19 protein-coding genes and 1 pseudogene are annotated in these 18853 nt (G+C 63.3%); 11 read left to right on the top strand and 9 right to left on the bottom strand.

The features are described from left to right. The first annotated feature begins 753 nt into the window (after positions 1 to 753). The 4 genes from thrC to WCE35_RS07970 all read left to right on the top strand — a co-directional run bounded on the left by thrC (position 754) and on the right by WCE35_RS07970 (position 4837). Complete coding sequence (thrC, locus tag WCE35_RS07955) at positions 754 to 2172, top strand: threonine synthase (RefSeq protein ID WP_424592802.1); 1419 nt, start codon at positions 754 to 756, stop codon at positions 2170 to 2172. After that, complete coding sequence (locus WCE35_RS07960) at positions 2169 to 3458, top strand: M16 family metallopeptidase (RefSeq protein ID WP_424592803.1); 1290 nt, start codon at positions 2169 to 2171, stop codon at positions 3456 to 3458. The genes thrC and WCE35_RS07960 overlap by 4 nt, the downstream gene beginning before the upstream one ends. Before the next feature lie 48 nt (positions 3459 to 3506). Then, complete coding sequence (locus WCE35_RS07965; protein ID WP_424592804.1) at positions 3507 to 4094, top strand: GNAT family N-acetyltransferase; 588 nt, start codon at positions 3507 to 3509, stop codon at positions 4092 to 4094. A gap of 95 nt (positions 4095 to 4189) precedes the next feature. Continuing rightward, positions 4190 to 4837 carry a hypothetical protein gene (locus WCE35_RS07970; RefSeq protein ID WP_424592805.1) on the top strand — a complete coding sequence of 216 codons (648 nt, stop codon included), beginning with the start codon at positions 4190 to 4192 and terminating at the stop codon, positions 4835 to 4837. A gap of 6 nt (positions 4838 to 4843) precedes the next feature. Here WCE35_RS07970 and WCE35_RS07975 read toward each other — a convergent pair whose 3' ends face one another. From WCE35_RS07975 to WCE35_RS07995, 5 genes and pseudogenes are all read right to left on the bottom strand, one after another. Then, on the bottom strand, positions 4844 to 5329 hold the full coding sequence (locus tag WCE35_RS07975; protein ID WP_424592806.1) for an ATP F0F1 synthase subunit B: 486 nt from the start codon (positions 5327 to 5329) through the stop codon (positions 4844 to 4846). Positions 5330 to 5333: 4 nt separating this feature from the next. Further along, positions 5334 to 5879 (bottom strand): annotated as a pseudogene (locus WCE35_RS07980) (F0F1 ATP synthase subunit B'); the annotation flags it as partial. An 83-nt stretch (positions 5880 to 5962) separates the two neighbouring features. Then, entirely contained in the window at positions 5963 to 6193 is a 231-nt protein-coding gene (locus tag WCE35_RS07985; RefSeq protein WP_424592807.1) for a F0F1 ATP synthase subunit C, read from the bottom strand. A gap of 53 nt (positions 6194 to 6246) precedes the next feature. After that, on the bottom strand, positions 6247 to 7002 hold the full coding sequence (locus tag WCE35_RS07990) for a F0F1 ATP synthase subunit A (RefSeq protein WP_424592808.1): 756 nt from the start codon (positions 7000 to 7002) through the stop codon (positions 6247 to 6249). Positions 7003 to 7071: 69 nt separating this feature from the next. Beyond that, positions 7072 to 7443: an AtpZ/AtpI family protein gene (locus WCE35_RS07995; RefSeq protein WP_424592809.1), complete on the bottom strand. Its 372-nt coding sequence runs from the start codon at positions 7441 to 7443 to the stop codon at positions 7072 to 7074. A 288-nt stretch (positions 7444 to 7731) separates the two neighbouring features. Here WCE35_RS07995 and WCE35_RS08000 point away from each other — a divergent pair, with 288 nt between their 5' ends. The 6 genes from WCE35_RS08000 to WCE35_RS08025 all read left to right on the top strand — a co-directional run bounded on the left by WCE35_RS08000 (position 7732) and on the right by WCE35_RS08025 (position 11005). Continuing rightward, positions 7732 to 8055 (top strand): ArsR/SmtB family transcription factor, encoded by a 324-nt coding sequence (locus tag WCE35_RS08000; RefSeq protein WP_424592810.1) that lies wholly within the window; start codon positions 7732 to 7734, stop codon positions 8053 to 8055. Next, a complete protein-coding gene (locus tag WCE35_RS08005) occupies positions 8052 to 8501 on the top strand; it encodes an SRPBCC family protein (protein WP_424592811.1) in 450 nt (149 codons plus the stop codon). The genes WCE35_RS08000 and WCE35_RS08005 overlap by 4 nt, the downstream gene beginning before the upstream one ends. Then, complete coding sequence (locus WCE35_RS08010) at positions 8498 to 9067, top strand: cytochrome b (RefSeq protein WP_424592812.1); 570 nt, start codon at positions 8498 to 8500, stop codon at positions 9065 to 9067. Before WCE35_RS08005 ends, WCE35_RS08010 begins: the two co-directional genes overlap by 4 nt. A gap of 103 nt (positions 9068 to 9170) precedes the next feature. Then, complete coding sequence (locus tag WCE35_RS08015) at positions 9171 to 9794, top strand: 2-hydroxychromene-2-carboxylate isomerase (RefSeq protein WP_424592813.1); 624 nt, start codon at positions 9171 to 9173, stop codon at positions 9792 to 9794. Positions 9795 to 9837: 43 nt separating this feature from the next. Further along, positions 9838 to 10365: a hypothetical protein gene (locus WCE35_RS08020; protein WP_424592814.1), complete on the top strand. Its 528-nt coding sequence runs from the start codon at positions 9838 to 9840 to the stop codon at positions 10363 to 10365. Positions 10366 to 10486: 121 nt separating this feature from the next. Next, complete coding sequence (locus tag WCE35_RS08025; protein WP_424592815.1) at positions 10487 to 11005, top strand: secondary thiamine-phosphate synthase enzyme YjbQ; 519 nt, start codon at positions 10487 to 10489, stop codon at positions 11003 to 11005. A 77-nt stretch (positions 11006 to 11082) separates the two neighbouring features. On the opposite strand, the gene WCE35_RS08030 is transcribed toward WCE35_RS08025, so the two are convergent. Continuing rightward, complete coding sequence (locus WCE35_RS08030; RefSeq protein ID WP_424592816.1) at positions 11083 to 12726, bottom strand: MFS transporter; 1644 nt, start codon at positions 12724 to 12726, stop codon at positions 11083 to 11085. 313 nt (positions 12727 to 13039) lie between these two features. Here WCE35_RS08030 and WCE35_RS08035 point away from each other — a divergent pair, with 313 nt between their 5' ends. Beyond that, entirely contained in the window at positions 13040 to 13714 is a 675-nt protein-coding gene (locus tag WCE35_RS08035) for a response regulator transcription factor (RefSeq protein WP_424592817.1), read from the top strand. A 22-nt stretch (positions 13715 to 13736) separates the two neighbouring features. On the opposite strand, the gene WCE35_RS08040 is transcribed toward WCE35_RS08035, so the two are convergent. Genes WCE35_RS08040 through WCE35_RS08050 form a run of 3 tightly spaced genes read right to left on the bottom strand, consistent with a single transcriptional unit; the run spans position 13737 to position 18725 of the window. Then, positions 13737 to 14576: an addiction module antidote protein gene (locus WCE35_RS08040; RefSeq protein WP_424592818.1), complete on the bottom strand. Its 840-nt coding sequence runs from the start codon at positions 14574 to 14576 to the stop codon at positions 13737 to 13739. Then, positions 14573 to 15160 (bottom strand): ComF family protein, encoded by a 588-nt coding sequence (locus WCE35_RS08045; RefSeq protein WP_424592819.1) that lies wholly within the window; start codon positions 15158 to 15160, stop codon positions 14573 to 14575. Before WCE35_RS08045 ends, WCE35_RS08040 begins: the two co-directional genes overlap by 4 nt. A 58-nt stretch (positions 15161 to 15218) precedes the next feature. Continuing rightward, entirely contained in the window at positions 15219 to 18725 is a 3507-nt protein-coding gene (locus WCE35_RS08050; protein WP_424592820.1) for a PAS domain-containing hybrid sensor histidine kinase/response regulator, read from the bottom strand. Positions 18726 to 18853 lie beyond the last annotated feature (128 nt).

Below are 18853 nucleotides of genomic sequence, written 5' to 3' on the forward strand. Positions count from 1 at the left end.
GATCAACCGGCGCGCAGGACGAACGGCGCCAAAGCGTACGGCAAAACCGTGTGGTCCCGACACCCGTTGCTGGTGCCAAGCTGTCGGTGGCGGTCTCGATCCAACCGGATCGTTTCAGCCATCAAGCCGGCAGCGACGGTGACAAGACGAATTCGCTCCCCGGAGAGAACACGGCATAAGCCGTAAAACCATTGCGCAGGGAATGCCGGATTGCCGCCGCTGAACCTGTATGCTCGTGTGCGCTTTCTTTTGCACATCTTTGCACACGAGACCGCGGGTGCAGTGCGCACCCGGCATTCCCCCTCTTTCTCGCGGGACAGACGTTCATGCACACCTCGGGCAAACCATGCCGCGAGAAGGCGGGCGTATGCCTCTGTTATTCGAATGTTGAAGCTAAATTTCGGCGCGTCATTGCGTGAGCGGCAGCGACGACCCGTCCACCGTAGCTCAAGGAGCGAAGCTGAAGCAATCCAGCCCTCCGCGCGTTGCGATATGGAATGCTTCCGCCTTCGCTCGATGAGCTACGGCGGACAAGTCGCTGTGCTCCCTATGACGGTTTTAAGCAGAATGCGCGCCCGATGGCAGGATAGGCGTGCCCGGTCAGGCCCGCCGCTACTGATCTTTTTCGCCATTGAGGCATTTCCCATCCTGACGAAAACGCTTTATGGTGCCCGGCGGTTTTCATCCGTGGTGAAAGCTATAATCCATTTATATCAAAGGCTTGGCGGTAGCCCCGCGCCTTTGGAGGGCGGTTTGACGCGGTATATTTCGACGAGGGGGGAAGCCCCCATGCTGGGTTTTTGCGACGTGATGCTGACCGGGCTCGCCCGCGACGGCGGCCTCTACGTGCCTGAGGTCTGGCCGCAGCTTTCGCCGAAAACCATTGCCGGGTTTTTCGGCCGGCCCTATTGGGAAGTCGCGGTCGAGGTGATCCGCCCGTTTGCCGGCGGCGAAATTTCCGACGCCGATCTCGGCCGCATGGCCAATGAGGCCTACGCCACCTTCCGCCATCCCGCCGTGGTGCCGCTGCGGCAGACCAGTCCCAGCCAGTTCGTGCTGGAACTGTTTCACGGCCCGACGCTGGCGTTCAAGGACGTGGCGATGCAGTTGATCTCGCGGCTGATGGATCACGTGCTGGCCAGGCGCGCGCAGCGCATCACCATCGTGGTCGCAACCTCGGGCGATACCGGTGGCGCCGCGGTCGATGCGTTCGCCGGTCTCGACAATGTCGATCTGATCGTGCTGTTTCCGCACGGCCGCATCTCCGAGGTGCAGCGGCGGATGATGACGACATCAGGCGCCGCCAACGTCCATGCGCTCGCGGTCGAAGGCACGTTTGACGATTGCCAGGCGATCGTGAAGGCGCTGTTCAATCATCACGGCTTTCGCGATGCGGTTGCGCTGTCCGGCGTCAATTCGATCAACTGGGCGCGCATCATCGCGCAAGTAGTCTACTACTTCACGTCAGCCGTCGCGCTCGGCTCGCCCGCGCGAACCGTGGACTTCACCGTGCCGACCGGAAACTTTGGCGATATTTTTGCGGGCTATGTCGCCAAGCGGATGGGCCTGCCTGTCCGATGCCTGAGGATTGCGGCCAACGTCAACGACATCCTGCCGCGCACGCTGAAAACCGGCATCTACGAAGTGCGTGAGGTTCATGCCACCGCGTCGCCGTCGATGGACATCCAGGTCTCCTCGAATTTCGAGCGGCTGCTGTTCGAGGCCGGCCGCCGCGATGCGGGAGCGGTGCGGCGGTCGATGGCTTCGCTGAAGCAGTCCGGCCGTTTCGTGCTGCCCGATTCGACGCTGGCTGCGATCCGCGAGGAATTCGATGCCGGCCGCGCCGACGAGACCGAAACCTCGGCCGCGATCCGTGCCGCCTGGCGCGAGGCCGGCGACCTCGTCGATCCCCATACCGCGGTGGCGCTGGCGGTCGCCGATCGCGATACGTCGGATTCGACGATTCCCAACATCGTGCTGTCGACCGCGCATGCCGCCAAATTTCCCGATGCGGTCGAGACCGCCTGCGGCGTGCGGCCGCCATTGCCGGTCTGGCTCGAGGGCCTGATGACCAGATCCGAACACGTCAAGGTGATGAAGAACGATTCCGCGGAAGTCGAGCAATTCGTGCTCTCGGTCAGCCGCGCCGCGAAGCAGGGGGTTGCCGGATGAGCGTCGAAATTACCAGGTTGCCGTCCGGCCTGACCGTGGTCACCGACACCATGCCGCATCTGGAGACCGCGGCGCTCGGGGTGTGGGCCGGGGTCGGCGGCCGCGACGAAAAGCCCAACGAGCACGGCATCTCGCACCTGCTGGAACATATGGCGTTCAAGGGCACCACGCGGCGTTCCTCGCGCGAGATCGTCGAGGAAATCGAGGCGGTCGGCGGCGATCTCAACGCCGGCACCTCGACCGAAACCACGGCCTATTATGCCAGGGTGATGAAGGCCGATGTGCCGCTGGCGCTCGACGTGCTTTCCGACATTCTCGCCCATCCGTCCTTCGTGCCGGACGAACTCGAGCGCGAGAAGGGCGTCATCGTGCAGGAGATCGGCGCAGCCCAGGACACGCCAGATGACGTCGTGTTCGAGCATCTCAACGAGCTCTGCTATCCCGATCAGCCGATCGGGCGCTCGCTGCTTGGCACCGCCAAGACGCTGAAGCGTTTCGATCGCGACATGCTGCGCAACTACCTTTCGACGCATTATCGCGGGCCCGACATGGTGGTCGCCGCCGCCGGCGCGGTCGATCACCGGCGCGTGGTCGAGGAAGTGGCGCAGCGCTTTGCGAGTTTCGGGGGGGCGGCGGCGCCGAAGCCGCAGGCCGCGATGTTCGGCAAGGGCGGTTCCCGCGTGGTGCATCGCGATCTCGAACAGGCGCATCTGACGTTGGCGCTCGAAGGCGTGCCGCAGACCGATCTGTCGCTGTTCTCCTTGCAGGTTTTCACCAATACGATCGGCGGCGGGATGTCGTCGCGGCTGTTCCAGGAAGTGCGCGAGAAGCGCGGCCTGTGCTACTCGATCTACACTTTCCACGCGCCCTATAGCGATACCGGCTTTTTCGGCCTCTACACCGGCACCGACCCGGCCGACGCGCCCGAGATGGTGGAAGTGATCGTCGACGTCATCAACGATGCCGTGGAAACCCTGACCGAGGCCGAGGTCGCCCGCGCCAAGGCGCAGATGAAGGCCGGGCTGCTGATGGCGCTGGAAAGCTGCTCATCCCGGGCCGAGCAGCTGGCGCGCCACGTGCTGGCCTATGGCCGGCCGCTGACGGTGGAAGAGCTGGTCGCACGGATCGACCAGGTCAGCGTGGAATCGACCCGCCATGCCGCGCGCGGCCTGCTGTCGCGCAGCCGGCCGGCGGTGGTGGCGCTTGGCAGCGGCAGGGGTCTGGACACGGCGGTGGCTTTTGCAGAAGGATTGACGCGGTCGAAGGCGAAGACGCTTCTGCACTAAGTTGATAAAGGCGTTCGCGACGTCCGGATACGGGCGGGGAGTTTGGGCATGGCCCTGTTTCGTTTGCCATCCAGCGGATCGGCCGCGCTTGTGCCGCGCGGCCACGGCCTGTTGCTGCGCGCTCCGCAGATGTCGGATTTCCTGCAATGGGCGCAACTGCGTGAGAGCAGCCGCGGCTATCTGACCCCATGGGAGCCGATCTGGCCCTCCGATGATCTGACCCGCGCCGGTTTCCGGCGGCGCTTGCGCCGCTACGCCGAAGATATCGCCGCCGACCGCTCCTACCCGTTCATCATCTTCCGCGAATCGGACGGGACCATGATCGGCGGCATCACGCTCGCCAACGTCCGCCGCGGCATCGTGCAGGCCGGCACCATCGGCTACTGGGTCGGCCAGCCGCATGCGCGTCGCGGCCATATGACGACGGCGCTGCGGGTGCTGCTGCCCTCGCTGTTCGGCGAACTCAATTTGCACCGCATCGAGGCCGCCTGCATCCCTTCCAATGCGCCCTCGATCCGGGTGCTGGAAAAATGCGGATTTACCCGCGAGGGCATGGCGCGACGCTATCTCTGCATCAACGGCATCTGGCAGGACCATTTGCTGTTCGGCCTGCTGCATGAGGATTTTCGCGGCTGAGCCGGTCTCGGGAAGCGGGCTTGCGCCTTGGGTTCGTCGCCATTGCGCTGCTATAAGTCCGGGACGATGGTCAGATGCTATACCGGGATTTTTGCATGGGTGACAATCGTGTGATCAGGGCCGCGCTGGCGGCCGCGGTTTTGGCCGGGCTCGGCGCTGGCGTATTCGCCTCGCCGGCGCCGGCGCAATCGCTGGGCGACCGCTTCAAGAGCCTGTTCGGCGGCAAGTCGGACGAGCCGGCCCAAGGCGCGCCGCCACCGGCTTCCGAAAGCCAGAACCCCTCCGAGCTGACCTGTCCGCCGGTCTCGATTCGCGCGGGCGCCTCGACCTATGCGGTGGCGGCGCCCGGCAAACAGCCGGTCGGCAACGATCTGCGTTTCCAGGCCACCATCACCCGCACCGCCCGCGAATGCTCGATCAATGGCGGCGAAATCACCGCGCGGATCGGCGTTCAGGGACGCGTCATCGCCGGACCCGCCGGCGCGCCGTCCTCGGTCCAGGTGCCGCTGCGCGTCGCCGTGGTGCAGGGCGGCATCAACGAAAAGACCATCGCTACAAAAGTCTACCAGACCACCGTGGCAATGTCGGAGTCCGGCAGCGAGCCGTTCACCTTGGTGGCGGACAATCTGGTGTATCCGGCGCCGCCGTCGGCGGCGGTCGGCGACACCTACATCTTCTATATCGGCTTCGATCCGCAGGCCTTAAAGCCCGAGCCGAAGCCGCGCGCGACAAAGAAGAAGTGAGATCGATCAGTTCAGCTTGGCGCGAACCTCGGTGATGCCTTTTGCCAGCAGCTCGTCGGCAACCGGGCCCTTCACCGACTGCGTCAGGATGGCCGAGGCTGCCGCCACCGCGGCATCGGCCGCCGCGGCGCGGACGTCGGCGACCGCCTGGGCTTCGGCGAACGCGATCTTGCTCTCGGCGGTCTTGGTCCGCCGCGCGACAAAATCTTCCATCTTGGTCTTGGCTTCCGCCGCGATCCGCTCGGCTTCGGCCCTGGCGCCCGCGATGATCTCTTCGGCCTCGCGCTCCGCGCTGGCGCGGCGGGCCTGGTATTCGGCGAGCAGTTTTGCGGCTTCTTCCTTGAGACGGCGGGCGTCGTCCAGCTCGGCCTTGATGCGCGCGCCGCGATTGTCGAGCGCCTTCAGCACGGTGCGATGGATCCCGAAATAGGCAAACAGGATCATCAGGAGGACGAAGGCGATGGCGACCCAGGTTTCGGCTTCGGTGAACATCGGCTTATCCCTTCAACGAAGCGTCGACGGCACGGTTGACGGCCTTTTTGTCGGGCGGCACGCCGATGAGCTGCTGGATGATCGCGCTGGCCGCGTCGGCTGCGATGCCGCGGACATTGCCCATCGCAGCCTCGCGCGTCGCCGCGATGGTTTTCTCGGCGTCGGCAAGCCTGACGGCGAGCCGGTCTTCCAGCGTCTTGCGCTCGGCTTCCGCGGCCGCGTTCAGCGTTTCACGGGTCTCGTTGCCGATCGCCTGCGCGCGCCCGCGCGCCGCCGCCAGTTCGCTTTCATAGGCTTTCAGCGCCGCGTCGGACTCGTCCTTCAGTTTCTGGGCTGCCGCCAGGTCGCTTTCGATCGCGTTCTGACGAGCGTCGATCACGCGGCCGACGCGCGGCAGCGCGACCCGCGACACGATCACATAGAGCGCGACGAAGGCGATCACCAGCGATACCAGCTGCGAGGCGAAGGTGCTGGAGTCGAACGGCGGAAATGCTCCGCCGTGGCCGCCGCCGGCTTCGGTGTGGGCGCCGGTCTTCTGGCCTTTGGCGGGGGTGCCATGACTTTTTTCAGCCTCGGGGTTCTCCTGTTGCTGTCATGCGCTCCGCCCCGGAGAGCGGCGCGACGGGGTTCAGCTCAGAGCTGGACGAACAGCAGCAGCAGCGCGACCAGCAGCGAGAAGATGCCGAGCGCTTCGGTCACGGCAAAGCCGAAGATCAGGTTGCCGAACTGGCCCTGGGCTGCGGACGGATTGCGCACCGCCGCGGCAAGATAGTTGCCGAAGATGATGCCCACGCCGACGCCCGCACCGCCCATGCCGATGCACGCGATGCCCGCGCCGATAAGTTTTGCTGCTGCCGGTTCCATTTTTAGCTCCTTGGGAAAAAAGACAAAGGGTGGGTGGGAATTCCCCGGACCGTTCAGTGACCGGGATGAATGGCGTCGTTGATGTAGATGCAGGTGAGGATCGCGAACACATAGGCCTGCAGGAACGCGACCAGGAGTTCGAGCGCGGTGAGCGCGACGGTGAGCGCCAGCGGCAGCATGCCGCCGATCCAGCCGACGGTGCCGAGCGAGGTGCCGAGCAGGGCGACGAAGCCTGCGAACACTTTCAGCGTGATGTGGCCGGCCAGCATGTTGGCGAACAGACGGACGCTGTGCGAGATCGGCCGCGAGAAGAACGAGATGATTTCGATCAGCACCACCAGCGGCAGGATGTAGATCGGGATGCCGCTCGGCACGAACAGCTTGAAGAATTTCAGGCCGTTTCTGTAGAGGCCGTAGACCAGCACGGTGAAGAACACCAGAAGCGCCAGCGTCGCGGTGACGATGATGTGGCTGGAGACGGTGAAGGTGTAGGGGATGATCCCGATCATGTTCGAGACCAGGATGAACATGAACAGCGAGAACACCAGCGGGAAGAACTTCATGCCTTCCGAGCCGGCGTTGGAGCGGATCGTGTTGGCGACGAATTCGTAGCTCAGTTCGGCCATCGACTGGAAGCGCCCGGGCACCAGCTGCCGTCCGGCCATGCCCCCGATCATCAGCAGCGAGATCACCGCCACCGAAAGGAACATGTAGAAGGACGAGTTCGTGAAGGCGATCGTGTGATTGCCGATCTGGCCAATCGTGAACAGATTGTCGATGTTGAACTGATGGATCGGTTCGATTTTCATCCGCGCGGCTCTTGGTCCGCCGGCCTGGCCGGCAATCGAAATTCAAAGGTCATGACTTCCCGTCAGCGCTCAGCGTTTGCCCGGAGCCACGCCCGCAGACCTCACCACGTTGACCACGCCGGCGACGAAGCCGAGCAGAAAGAACACGATGAGACCGAACGGTGATGTCGACAACAAGCGGTCGAAACCCCAGCCAATCACCGCCCCGACGGCAACGCCCGCGATCAACTCCGAGGAAAGGCGGAAACCACGCGCCATGGCCGAGGCCCTGGCCGCCCTGTCTCCGCTTTCGGTTCCGGGTTGGTCAGTCCCGATCTTGCGGCTGTCGCGAATTTCGGACAACCGATGATCCAGACTTCCGAGCCTTGCGGAAAGCGCAGCCTCATCGGAGGACGACCGATCGCGATTTCCATTTCCGCTTTCGCTGGTGTCTTCAGCCATGCTGGCGACACTAGACGATGCTGCGGTCGATGGAAATTACGCGCGCCCCCCTCAAAAGCCGCGCGGACCATACTGATCGCGTCTGATCAAGTCAAGATTGCGCCGTAACCGGTTAGTTGTTTGATTTACTTGAGTTTATTTCGGTGAAGGCGGATGCGCTGCAGGACAGTCATCGCAGTGCAATAGCTCCCGGCGCAATTGTCAAAAAGAGAAATCCCGCGATCGAAAGGGTGGCTGTCGGGGTCGTCCAGGCTTGACGGATCAATAACTGATAACTTATGGGTTTTTATGCCCATTGCGCCGACCGAACTTTTTGCAGCCCTGGCGGATCCGACCCGCCGCGCGATCTTCGAGCGGCTGGCACGCGGCGGCGAGCAAACCGTGCGGGTGCTGACCGGTCACTCCGGCGTCTCGCAGCCTGCCGTTTCCAAACATCTCGGTGTCCTTAAACATGCCGGCCTCGTGCTCGACCGGCGCGAGGGACGCCAGACCCATTACAGCGCCCAGCCGCAAGGTCTGGCGCCGCTGATCGACTGGATCGGGCTCTACGGCGCGTTCTGGCGCGACCGCTTTGACCGTCTCGAAATCCTGCTGAACAGGATGGATCAATGACCGACGCCAACGCCACCACACGCACGCTCCTCGTCGAACGGGTGATGCCGCATCCGCCGGAGAAGGTCTGGCGTGCGCTCACGCAAGGTCACTTGCTGGAGGCGTGGCTGATGAAGAACGACTTCCAGCCGGTGGTCGGCCACAAGTTCAATTTTCGTGCCGATCCGATGCCGCACTGGAACGGCATAACCGACTGCGAAGTGCTGGTCATCGAACCCAACAAGAGGCTGGCCTACAGCTGGAATGCTTCGGGTGACGAGGCGGCGACGGGGATGAAGACCATCGTCACCTGGACGCTGACGGCCGCCGGGAACGGTGGCACGCACGTACGGATGGAGCAGTCCGGATTCCGCCCCGGACCTGATGACAGGTTCTACGTCGGTGCAAATTACGGCTGGCGGAAGATGCTGGAAGGTCTGGAGCGAGTGACGGCGGGCCTGCCATGAAAGCGGTTCTGGTCTCGCGTTTTCATCCGCTGCTGGTCGCGCTGCATTGGTTGCTTGCCGTGCTGATCATCGCGATGTTGTCGGTCGGGTTTCTCAAGCTCGCGACGATGCCCAACAGCGATCCGCAGAAGATCGGCATTCTGCTCATCCATATGTCACTGGGAATGCTGATCCTCGCATTGTTGGTCGTCCGCTTGATCGTTCGTTTGCGGACCGCAAGACCGGCGGGTGTGACAACAGGCAATCGCCTCATGGACCGGATCGCGCCGCTGACCCATTACGGGTTCTATATTCTAGTTCTGCTGATGGCGGGGACCGGGCTGGCTACGGCGATCCTCGCCGGACTGAACAGAAGCGTGTTCCAGAGGTCGGGCGAACCGCTGCCCCAAGACTTCGGGATTTATCCGACCTTCGTGGCCCATGGTCTTATTGCGCTGCTTCTTGTCGGCTTCATCCTCCTGCACCTGCTCGCCGCGCTCTATCACCAGTTCGTCAGAAAAGACCGGTTGTTCCGGCGGATGTGGTTCGGGCGGCGGACTTTGGACCCTTCGGCACGGGCGAAATAAATCCTCCGTTCCGGCCGAAAACCTCTCGATGATCAATCTTGCATCGCCCTGGCGGGTCTGCTGGGATGCCGGCGCATCTCTCAAATCCCGTTCCGGAGCCCGCATGCCGCGTCAGGTCGACTATTATTTCTCGTTTCAATCTCCCTGGGCCTATATCGGGCACAACTCGTTCAGAGAACTCGTAACCACTTACGATCTGACGGTGAATCACAAGCCGGTGGTGCTGGTCGATCTGTTCGCGGAGACCGGCGGGTTGCCGCTTGTGAAGCGCCATCCGGTTCGGCAGCGCTACCGGATGGTCGAGCTGCAGCGCTGGCGCGACCGACGCGGCCTGAAATTCCATCTGCAGCCCGCGAACTGGCCGTTCAACGCCCGGCTCGCCGATGGCGTCGTGATCGCGGCCGTCGAGGCCGGCCTCGACCCCGACCAATATCTGCGGCGTGGCTTCGCCGGCGTCTGGGAAGGCCAGCTCAATCTTGCCGACCCCGCGACCGTCACCAGACTGGCCGACGAATCCGGCCTTCCCGGCCAGCGACTGGTCGAGCGTTCCGGCAGCGAGGCGATCGGCGCGGCCTATGAGCAGAACCGCCAGGATGCGCTCGCTGCCGACGTGTTCGGCTCACCGGCCTATGTGCTGGACGGCGAGGTGTTCTGGGGCCAGGACCGGCTCGAATTACTGGCGGACGCGTTGAAGTCCGGCCGCGCCGCCTATAGCTCACCTGTCTAGAGGTTGAGAGCAACCGAACCTGGTATGCGGCGGGAGCAAGCCCATGCGCAACGCGACGTCGTCCTCACGTTTTTCCAGCACCGTTTTGGCCGCCGCGCTGGCATTTTGTCTTGGCGGCATCAGCGCTGCCCTCCCGCAATCGACGCCGGATGCCGAGAATGGCCGTTTCACGCTGTCGCCGACTGCCGACGGCGTGCTCCGGCTCGACACCCGGACCGGCGTGGTTTCGACCTGCAACAATTCAGGCGCGGGCTGGGCATGCTACGCCATGCCCGACGAGCGGAAGGCCCTGGATGCGGAAATCGGCCGGCTGCAGGCCGACAATGAAAAGCTGAAGGCGCAGCTCGCGGCGCGCGAGCCGACGGTTGCCGGCAAGGTCGACGAGGCGCTGCCGAAATCCGACTCGCTGAAGAAAAGCGAGCCGAAGCTCGCCGAGGGCGAGCACAAGATCGAAATTCCGCTGCCGAGCGACCGCGACATGGAGCGCATGATGTCGTTCCTCGAGAAGGCATGGCGGCGGTTGATCGAGCTGGCCAACCGCGTGCAGAAGGACGTCAGCGGCAGGATTTGACGGCGCATTGGGCGATACCTCCACGAGCCGTCCCTGCGAAATCAGGGACCCGTACGCCCGCGGCCTTTCGATCTTACGCGCGGGAAGTTGGTGCCTTCCGTGACAACCAACGTTAGTGGTTATGGATCCCCTGCTTTCGCAGGGACGACGCGTGGAGAGATCATTCGTGACTTCACCCAAATTGATATCCCGCACATCACCATCGGCAGTCGCCGCCGCCACCATCGTCTCCTCGCTGCTGACGGTGCAGACGCCGGGTGCGGGCTTTGTCGACCTCACCGCCGAGATCGCAAAGTTCATGGCCGAAGCGCGCGCCCGTGAAGGCGCGGTGACGCTGTTCATCCGCCACACCTCGGCCTCGCTGACGATTCAGGAAAATGCCGATCCGTCGGTGCTGAGTGATTTGACGAAGGCGCTGAACCGCCTTGCGCCGGAGGACGCCGGATGGAGCCACGTTACCGAAGGTCCCGACGACATGCCGGCGCATGTCAAGACCATGCTGACGGCGAGCTCACTGCACATTCCGGTCCGCAACGGCGAACTCGCACTCGGAACCTGGCAGGCGATCTATCTGATCGAGCATCGCGCGCGCCCGCATCGGCGCGAGATCGTCGCCCAGTTCATCGGTGCGACGGACTGATGCGCGCCCGCAAAACAAAACCGGCCGCGGGATTGCGTCCCGCGGCCGAATTTTTTGCAGAGGCCCAAGGCCAATTGTCAGGCCTTTTGAATACTCACGCCCGAACCGGTGGTGATGTCGACGCCCTTGGTGTCTCTCAGGAAGACCAGGCCAACGACCAGCGTCATCACCGCGACGCCGATCGGATACCAGAGGCCGGCATAGATATCACCGGTCGCGGCCACGATCGCGGTCGCGAGCAGCGGCAGCATACCGCCGAACCAGCCGTTGCCGATGTGATAGGGCAGCGACATCGAGGTATAGCGGATCTTGGTCGGGAACATCTCGACCAGGAATGCCGCGATCGGCCCGTATACCATGGTCACATAGATCACCATGATTACCAGGATCAACTCGGCCATGAACCAGTTGATCTTGGCTTTGTCAGCCGTAGCCGAATAGCCGGCGGTCTTCAGCGCGGCGGTCCACTTGGCGTTGTCCCAACCCTCCACTTTGGTTGATCCGATCGACATGTCGACCGACTTCGAGCCGGGCACGCTCACGATCTTGAACGAGAGGCCCGACTTGGTCAGGAAATCCTGAGCGCGGTCGCACGGCGTGAAGTTGGACCAGGGTCCCACGAAGATATGGAAGTTACAGGTCGCCTGGTCCGCCGATACGGTGATCGGATTCTTCTCCGCGAAGGCTTCGAGGTCGGGGTTGACGTAGTGAGTGAGCCCCTTGAACAGCGGGAAGAACGTGATCGCCGCGATCAAGCAGCCGGCCAGGATGATCTTCAGCCGGCCGATGCGGTCCGACAGCCAGCCGAACACGATGAAGAACGGCGTGCCGATCACCAGCGAAAGCGCAATCAGCGAATAGGCTGAGACGTAGTCGAGCTTGAGCGTGATGGTGAGGAAGAACAGCGCGTAGAACTGGCCGGTGTACCACACCACGCCCTGACCGGCGGTGGCGCCGAGCAGCGCGAGCAACACATACTTGTTGTTCGGGTAGTGCAGGAAGCTTTCGGTCAGCGGCGCCTTGGAGCCCTTGCCCTCTTCCTTCATCTTCGCGAAGATCGGCGATTCATTCAGGCGCAGCCGGATATAGACCGAGAACACCAGCAGAACCAGCGAAATCCAGAACGGAATCCGCCAGCCCCATTCGGCGAACATCTTGGCGTCCATGTAGATGCGGCTGAGCCCGATCACCAGCAGCGCAAGGAAGAAGCCGAGCGTCGCCGTGGTTTGAATGTAGCTTGTCGCATAGCCACGCTCGTGTGGCCGTGCATGTTCTGCCACATAGGTTGCCGCGCCGCCATATTCGCCGCCGAGTGCGAGGCCCTGCGCCAGGCGCAACGCCACGAGCAGGAAGGGCGCCGCCCAGCCGATGGTTTGGAATGTGGGCAGCAGGCCGACCAGGAAGGTCGCGCCGCCCATCACCATGATGGTGACGAGGAAGGTATATTTGCGTCCGACCAGATCGCCGATGCGGCCGAAAATGATCGCGCCGAACGGGCGCACCAGGAAGCCCGCCGCATAGGTTGCGAAGGCGGAGAGCAGCGCGGCCGTGTCATTGCCGGGTGGAAAGAACAAGGCGGCGAAGAACGGCGCCAGCGTGGCGTAGAGATAAAAGTCGTACCATTCGAAAACCGTGCCGAGCGAGGAGGCGAAGATGACGAATTTCTCGTCCTTCGACATGCCAGTTGCTCGCGCCGATGTCGTTGCAGCCATTGTGGACATTTTGGATCGCTCCCCGAGATCGTTAATCTAAAAAGCGCGCCGAGCACCGAACTTGGCCGGATTGAGCGCGGGCTTCTGTCCCACGGTAACATCGCGGTGAAACCCGCCCCAATACGACTTTTGGCCCTTTGCACGGCGGCAACCGGCCCCCAGCACCGCCGCGCCAAGAACCCGCCCGGAGATAGCCTCTATTGCAGCGCACAAGCGGGTGGGTTAACCGCTTTGACACGTTCCATTATTGTATGCTTGCGCGCGGCCGCCGCCGGGGGGACAAAAGGGGTGCAGCTTCGCCGCAACCGCTGTCGAGAAATAGATGACCGCTGCCGCCGACACGCATCTCGTCATCGCCGATGACCATCCGCTGTTCCGCGATGCGTTACGGCAGGCGGTTGCGAGCGTCGTCCGTTCGGCCGTCATCAGCGAGGCGGGGTCGTTCGACGATCTCGCCGCGCTGCTGGAGAAGGATTCCGATGTCGACCTGATTCTGCTCGATCTGACGATGCCGGGAATCTCGGGCTTCTCCGGCCTGATCTACCTGCGGGCGCAATATCCGGCGATCCCCGTGGTGATCGTGTCCGCCACCGACGACGCCGGCACGATCCGGCGATCGCTCGATTTCGGCGCCTCCGGCTTCATTCCCAAACGCTTCGGGGTCGAGACGCTGCGCGACGCGATCACCAAGGTGATGGACGGCGACGTCTGGGTTCCCCAGGATATCGACCTCACATCGGGCCACGATCCCGACATGACGCGCCTGCGCGAGCGGCTGGTGACGCTGACCCCGCAGCAGGTGAGGGTATTGATGATGCTGTCGGAAGGCCTGCTCAACAAGCAGATCGCCTACGAGCTCGGCGTCTCGGAAGCCACCATCAAGGCGCATGTCTCGGCGATCCTGCAAAAACTCGGCGTCGAAAGCCGCACCCAGGCCGTGATCGCGGCGGCAAGGATCGCCGGCGGCCAGTGGCGGCAGGGTACGCCAACGGCGTGACGGGGCAGCAAGCGCACAAAGACTAGGCGGGCTCGCCTTGGGCCTTGCTGGCCTCTAAACGCAACCCGACAGCCGCTAACACCTTAAGTACTGTGGCGAACTCGGGATTGCCTCCGTTGACGAGTGAGCGGTAGAGACTCTCCCGCGCCATGCCTGTTTCCTTCGCAACCTGTGTCATGCCGCGAGCGCGCGCCATGCTTCCAAGAACGTCGACGATCAGCGACGTATCTCCGGTCGCAAGAGCTTCATTGAGAGAGGCGGTCAACTCCTCTTCGGACGTCTCGGTAGGTGTCTCGAGCGCAGGCGACACTTGCCGTTCGAAAAGGTTCGGCTCGACCAACGGCCCCCATTCATCTGGCGTCGCACGTTCACGAAGATCATTACGCAGCTTCGCGTCGCATCGCGATAGGAACTCGTTCCATTGCTCCAGCGACTTAATGTTGAGGGTGGTTTTGTCAGGCACGCTAATCAACACCGCAATTTTTCCAGATCGAACCAAACGCAATACGTTCAGAACGGTGCCAGCGCTCTTGCTGTCCCAAATCATGAGACCAAAATCCGCCTCACGCGCCATCTCGCGATCCTTTGCCGCGTAGAATTGGAAACCTTTCGTATTTCTTGGCGGCGTAACGTGGCGAACATGCCAGTGTCCGACATTGTTGCGAGGTTGGTCGCCCGAGCAGTACACCGTCACCTTGCTATAACCGGCCTCGCTCAAATGTTTCTGCACCGCTTTGTCGGCACCGTTGGCGTCGCCAACGAGCACACGATGGCCGTGCTCTATGACCTTATTCAGACGTTCTTTAACTTCGGCGGACAAGTGCGACACGTGTCGAGAGCCGCCGAGGAAAACGGTGTTCATTGGTTGCTCCGCGTCTTAGTGATCGTCAGCACGCGCACGCTGGCTGCCCTTCCTTGTTTCAGCAGCACGTCCGTAATGGCGCCCAAGGTCGTGCCAGAACGATATAAGTCATCGAACAGCAGCACATTCTTACCCGCCGTGTATTGCGGATCGACCGAATAAAGTCCGTCCACCAGTTCCTTGCGCTTCACCGGATCGGTGACTCCCTTGAGTTGAGTGGTTGCACGCGTGGTGGCAATACACTGGACGACGGGTAAATTAACGGCTGCGCCGATCTTATTTACCAGGATAATGACCGGTTGAACGGCTCGCTCCGTTGAAGGTGGCACAGGAACGATGAGATCAATTTTTTCTTTGTGCGGCTGAAGGAAGTTTGCCGCCGCTGCAACAATGCCCTGCGCGGCCTCCTGCTTGGCGTGATACTTCAATTGGTAGAGCAGTTCGGCGATTTCCGGACGCACAGTGTCGAACTGCATATGCCCCGACTCGTTGTAGCCAATGGGGGTGCTGCTAGTCGTGTGGAAGTCCAATGCAATGCCGGACTTCCAGTTACCCATGATTTTCTGCGGATGGATGTCGACCATTCGCGCTGCCGAATTATTATCATGGTAAATGTAACCCACAGGCTACGTCTCCGCAAGGTCACTCCGCCGCCACCATCTGTTGCGTCCGCCATTGCCCGAGCAGGGCGCGCAGCGAGGCCGGCTTGACCGGCTTGTTGAGCACCACGATCTGCTCCTCGCGCGCGGCGGCCCGCACCTGCGGACTGCGGTCGGCGGTGATCAGGATGGCCGGAATGTTCTGGCCGAAACGGCGGCGAATGTCGCGGATCGCGGCAAGGCCATTGCCGCGGTCGAGGTGATAGTCGACCAGCAGGCCGGTGATCTGCCGGCCGGCGGCCTCGATCGCCGCGGTCGCGGCTTCGGGATCGGCCACCGCGATCACCTCGGCGTCCCAGGCGGTCAGCAGCGTCTTCATGCCGTCCAGGATGGCCGCGTCGTTCTCGATGCAGACGATCAGCGAGCCGCTCATTGGCGGTTTGGAGAGCGGGGTGGCGCTGGTGAACGCGGCGGTGTGATTGATCGCCTTGACGACCGGCACCGTCACGTAAAAGACCGAACCGCCGGCGGCATTGGCGTCCAGCGCGATGCCGTGGTTGAGCACGCGCGCGAGCCGCTCGACGATCGACAGGCCGAGGCCCAGGCCGCGCGCAATCCGGGCGCCCTGTTCCAGCCGGTGGAACTCCTTGAAGATCTCGCCGCGCTTCTGAACGGGGATACCGACGCCGGTGTCGTAGACGCCGATCTGCAGCGATTGGCCGTGGCGGCGGCAGCCGACCAGCACGCGGCCGCGCGGGGTATATTTGATGGCGTTGGAGATCAGGTTCTGCAGCAGCCGCCGCAGCAGCGTGCGGTCGGATTCCACCGGCAGCGAACACGGCACGAAAGTCAGCTTCAGTCCCTTGGCGCGGGCGACCGGGGCGAATTCGATTTCGAGCGACCGCATCAGGTCGCCGATCCGGAAACGCGTGATCGACGGCGTCATGGCGCCGGCATCGAGCCTCGAAATATCCAGCAGCGCGCCGAGAATCTCCTCGATCGCCTCGAGCGAGTCGTCGATGTTCTCGACCAGCCGGGAATCCTCGCCGCCATTTTGCCGCTCGACCAGGCTCGTGACATAGAGCCGCGCGGCGTTCAGCGGCTGCAGAATGTCATGGCTGGCGGCGGCCAGGAAGCGCGTTTTCGAATGGTTGGCGTCCTCGGCGGTGCTCTTCGCCAGCGCCAGCTCGGAGTTCAACCGGGTCAGTTGCTCGGTGCGATCCCGCACGCGTTTCTCCAGCGTCGCGTTGGCGCGCTCCAGCGCCTCGGCCGCCTCGAAGCTCGGCGTGACGTCGGAGAAGGTGATGACCATGCCGCCGCCCGGCATCCGGTTGGAACGCACCTCGATCACCATGTGGCGCTCGGGCAGCCGTTCCAGAAAGGGCTCGCCTTCGGTGGTATAGGCGGCCAGCCGCCGCGCCAGCAGCGCATCGCTGTCGCCCGGGCCGGGCGGGCTGACCGCGCCCTTGAATTCGAGGATTTCCTGCAAGGGAATCCCGAGCTGCACCAGATGCGGCGGCAACGCGAGGATGTCGCCGAACTGCCGGTTGGAGCAGATCAGCTGCAAGTCCGCGTCGAACACGGCGATGCCCTGGCGCACATGGTTGAGCGCGGTCTGCAGGATCTCGCGGTTGAAATGCAGCGCGGCGTGGGAGTCGTCGAGCAGCTTGAGCGCAGCCTTGGCCGAGACGGTGCGCTTGCGCAACATCAGCGACATCACGAGGCGCGAGGAAGCCGCGCCGATCGAGGAGGCGATCAGACGCTCGGCATGCTGCAGCAACTCGAAATCGGCGGGAGCCGACGGATCGAGATTGCCGGGGTGCTCACCGGCAAAAGCCTCGAAGGCGTGGCGGGCGCGGTCGGGGCCGAGATATTGCGCCACCGTGCTCTGGATGTCATGCACGGTTACGGTGGTGCGCCCGCGCCGGAAGGTCGGCGTGATCGGCGCAAAATTGCGGGGCACGAACAGATCGGCCTGCAGCCGCTCGATCGATGACGGCGCGCGCGCCAGCGACAGCACGATATAGGTCAGGATGTTGAGCGAAAGCGACCACAGCACGCCGTGCAGAAACGGCGGCAAATCGGCGCCGAACAACGCCTGCGGACGCAGTGCCCCGATGCCGAACGGGCCGTGCAGCAACAGCAGGCCCGCCGCGCCATTCTCCAGAAAGCTCGGCAGAAACAGCGTATAGATCCAAACCGCAAACCCGACCATCATGCCGGCGATGGCGCCCGGCGCGGTGGCGCGGCGCCACAACAGGCCGCCGAAGAATGCCGGCGCAAGCTGTGCGATCGCCGCGAACGACAACAGGCCGATCGCCGCGAGCTGGGTATTGCCGAGCGCGCGATAGTAGAAATACGCCATCACCATGATGGCGAAGATCGCAAAGCGGCGCACCCCGAGCACGAAGTCGCCGAAATCCTTCTTGCCCGCGCGCGTTGCGCGGCTGCGCGGCAGCACCAGCGGCAACACGATATCGTTCGAGACCATGATCGAAAGCGCGACGCATTCCACGATCACCATGGCGGTCGCGGCCGACAGGCCGCCGATGAAGACGGCGATGCTGAGCAGAGGCGAGTTGCCCGCGATCGGCAGCGCCAGCACATACATGTCGCTGTTGACGGCGCCAAACGGGAAGGTCACGAGGCCCGCGATCGCGATCGGAATCACGAACAGATTGATGGCGACCAGATAGAGCGGAAACAGCCAGCGCGCCCGGCTGACCTCGGCATTGCTCGAGTTCTCGACCACGCTGACATGAAACTGGCGCGGCAACAGCATGGTCGCGCAGAACGACAATAGCGTCATGGTCAGGAAATTGCCGATCGCGGGCACGTGTTCGATCGCGCGCACCGCTTCCGGGGTCTTCATCGCGCGTTCGAACAGCTCGACGGGTGAGAACATCCAGAAGGTGACGAAGGCGCCGGCGGCGATGAACGCCACCAGCTTGACGATGGATTCGGTGGCGACCGCGAGCATCAGGCCGTGTTGATGTTCGGTGGCGTCGGACTGCCGGGTTCCGAACAGCACCGCGAACGCCGCCATTGCCAGCGTGACCACCAGCGCGATATCGCCGATGATCGGGATCGAGGAGAGGACCTTGTCCTCGCTCAGGATCGTCTCGAGCGACGACGCCACCGCCTTGAGCTGCAGCGCGATATAGGGCACCGAGCCGAGGATCGCGATCAGCGCCACCGTCGCGGCAACGGCCTGGCTCTTGCCGTAGCGCGCGGCGATGAAGTCGGCGGTCGAGGTGATGTTCTGCGACTTGGCGAGCCGGATCACACGGCGCAGCAGCGGCGTGCAGACGCCGATCATCAGGATCGGACCGAGATAGATGGCGAGAAAATCGAAGCTGGTGCGGGCGGCGAATCCGACCGAGCCGAAGAAGGTCCAGGAGGTGCAATAGATCGCCAGCGAAAGCGGATAGATCAGCATGCCGGCGCGGCCGCGCTGGGTCGGCGACAGCCGGTCACCGCGGCTGGCGACGAAGAACAACAGCCCGATATAGGCGAACGCGGCGGCGATGATGCCCGAATCGTGCAGCATTGCTGCGGGTCTCCCTTCCCGGCCGTCGCTGAGGGCCGGCGCTGGGCAGAAGTATAGCCGGATCGGGCCGGCAGTGCATCGGCACCACCGGCCGGAGTTCCGGTTTCTCCGCAGGGAGGGCGGTTAAG

Origin of the sequence: Bradyrhizobium sp., from assembly GCF_049691595.1 — a bacterium.
Classification (GTDB): domain Bacteria; phylum Pseudomonadota; class Alphaproteobacteria; order Rhizobiales; family Xanthobacteraceae; genus Bradyrhizobium.

Bases quoted from the DNA above. Each gene is read 5' to 3' on its own strand.
- WCE35_RS07960 (WP_424592803.1), top strand. From the start codon at position 2,169: ATGAGCGTCGAAATTACCAGGTTGCCGTCCGGCCTGACCGTGGTCACC.
- WCE35_RS07965 (WP_424592804.1), top strand. From the start codon at position 3,507: ATGGCCCTGTTTCGTTTGCCATCCAGCGGATCGGCCGCGCTTGTGCCG.
- WCE35_RS07970 (WP_424592805.1), top strand. From the start codon at position 4,190: ATGGGTGACAATCGTGTGATCAGGGCCGCGCTGGCGGCCGCGGTTTTG.
- WCE35_RS07975 (WP_424592806.1), bottom strand. From the start codon at position 5,329: ATGTTCACCGAAGCCGAAACCTGGGTCGCCATCGCCTTCGTCCTCCTG.
- WCE35_RS07985 (WP_424592807.1), bottom strand. From the start codon at position 6,193: ATGGAACCGGCAGCAGCAAAACTTATCGGCGCGGGCATCGCGTGCATC.
- WCE35_RS07990 (WP_424592808.1), bottom strand. From the start codon at position 7,002: ATGAAAATCGAACCGATCCATCAGTTCAACATCGACAATCTGTTCACG.
- WCE35_RS07995 (WP_424592809.1), bottom strand. From the start codon at position 7,443: ATGGCTGAAGACACCAGCGAAAGCGGAAATGGAAATCGCGATCGGTCG.
- WCE35_RS08000 (WP_424592810.1), top strand. From the start codon at position 7,732: ATGCCCATTGCGCCGACCGAACTTTTTGCAGCCCTGGCGGATCCGACC.
- WCE35_RS08005 (WP_424592811.1), top strand. From the start codon at position 8,052: ATGACCGACGCCAACGCCACCACACGCACGCTCCTCGTCGAACGGGTG.
- WCE35_RS08010 (WP_424592812.1), top strand. From the start codon at position 8,498: ATGAAAGCGGTTCTGGTCTCGCGTTTTCATCCGCTGCTGGTCGCGCTG.
- WCE35_RS08015 (WP_424592813.1), top strand. From the start codon at position 9,171: ATGCCGCGTCAGGTCGACTATTATTTCTCGTTTCAATCTCCCTGGGCC.
- WCE35_RS08020 (WP_424592814.1), top strand. From the start codon at position 9,838: ATGCGCAACGCGACGTCGTCCTCACGTTTTTCCAGCACCGTTTTGGCC.
- WCE35_RS08025 (WP_424592815.1), top strand. From the start codon at position 10,487: ATGGATCCCCTGCTTTCGCAGGGACGACGCGTGGAGAGATCATTCGTG.
- WCE35_RS08030 (WP_424592816.1), bottom strand. From the start codon at position 12,726: ATGTCCACAATGGCTGCAACGACATCGGCGCGAGCAACTGGCATGTCG.
- WCE35_RS08035 (WP_424592817.1), top strand. From the start codon at position 13,040: ATGACCGCTGCCGCCGACACGCATCTCGTCATCGCCGATGACCATCCG.
- WCE35_RS08040 (WP_424592818.1), bottom strand. From the start codon at position 14,576: ATGAACACCGTTTTCCTCGGCGGCTCTCGACACGTGTCGCACTTGTCC.
- WCE35_RS08045 (WP_424592819.1), bottom strand. From the start codon at position 15,160: ATGGTCGACATCCATCCGCAGAAAATCATGGGTAACTGGAAGTCCGGC.
- WCE35_RS08050 (WP_424592820.1), bottom strand. From the start codon at position 18,725: ATGCTGCACGATTCGGGCATCATCGCCGCCGCGTTCGCCTATATCGGG.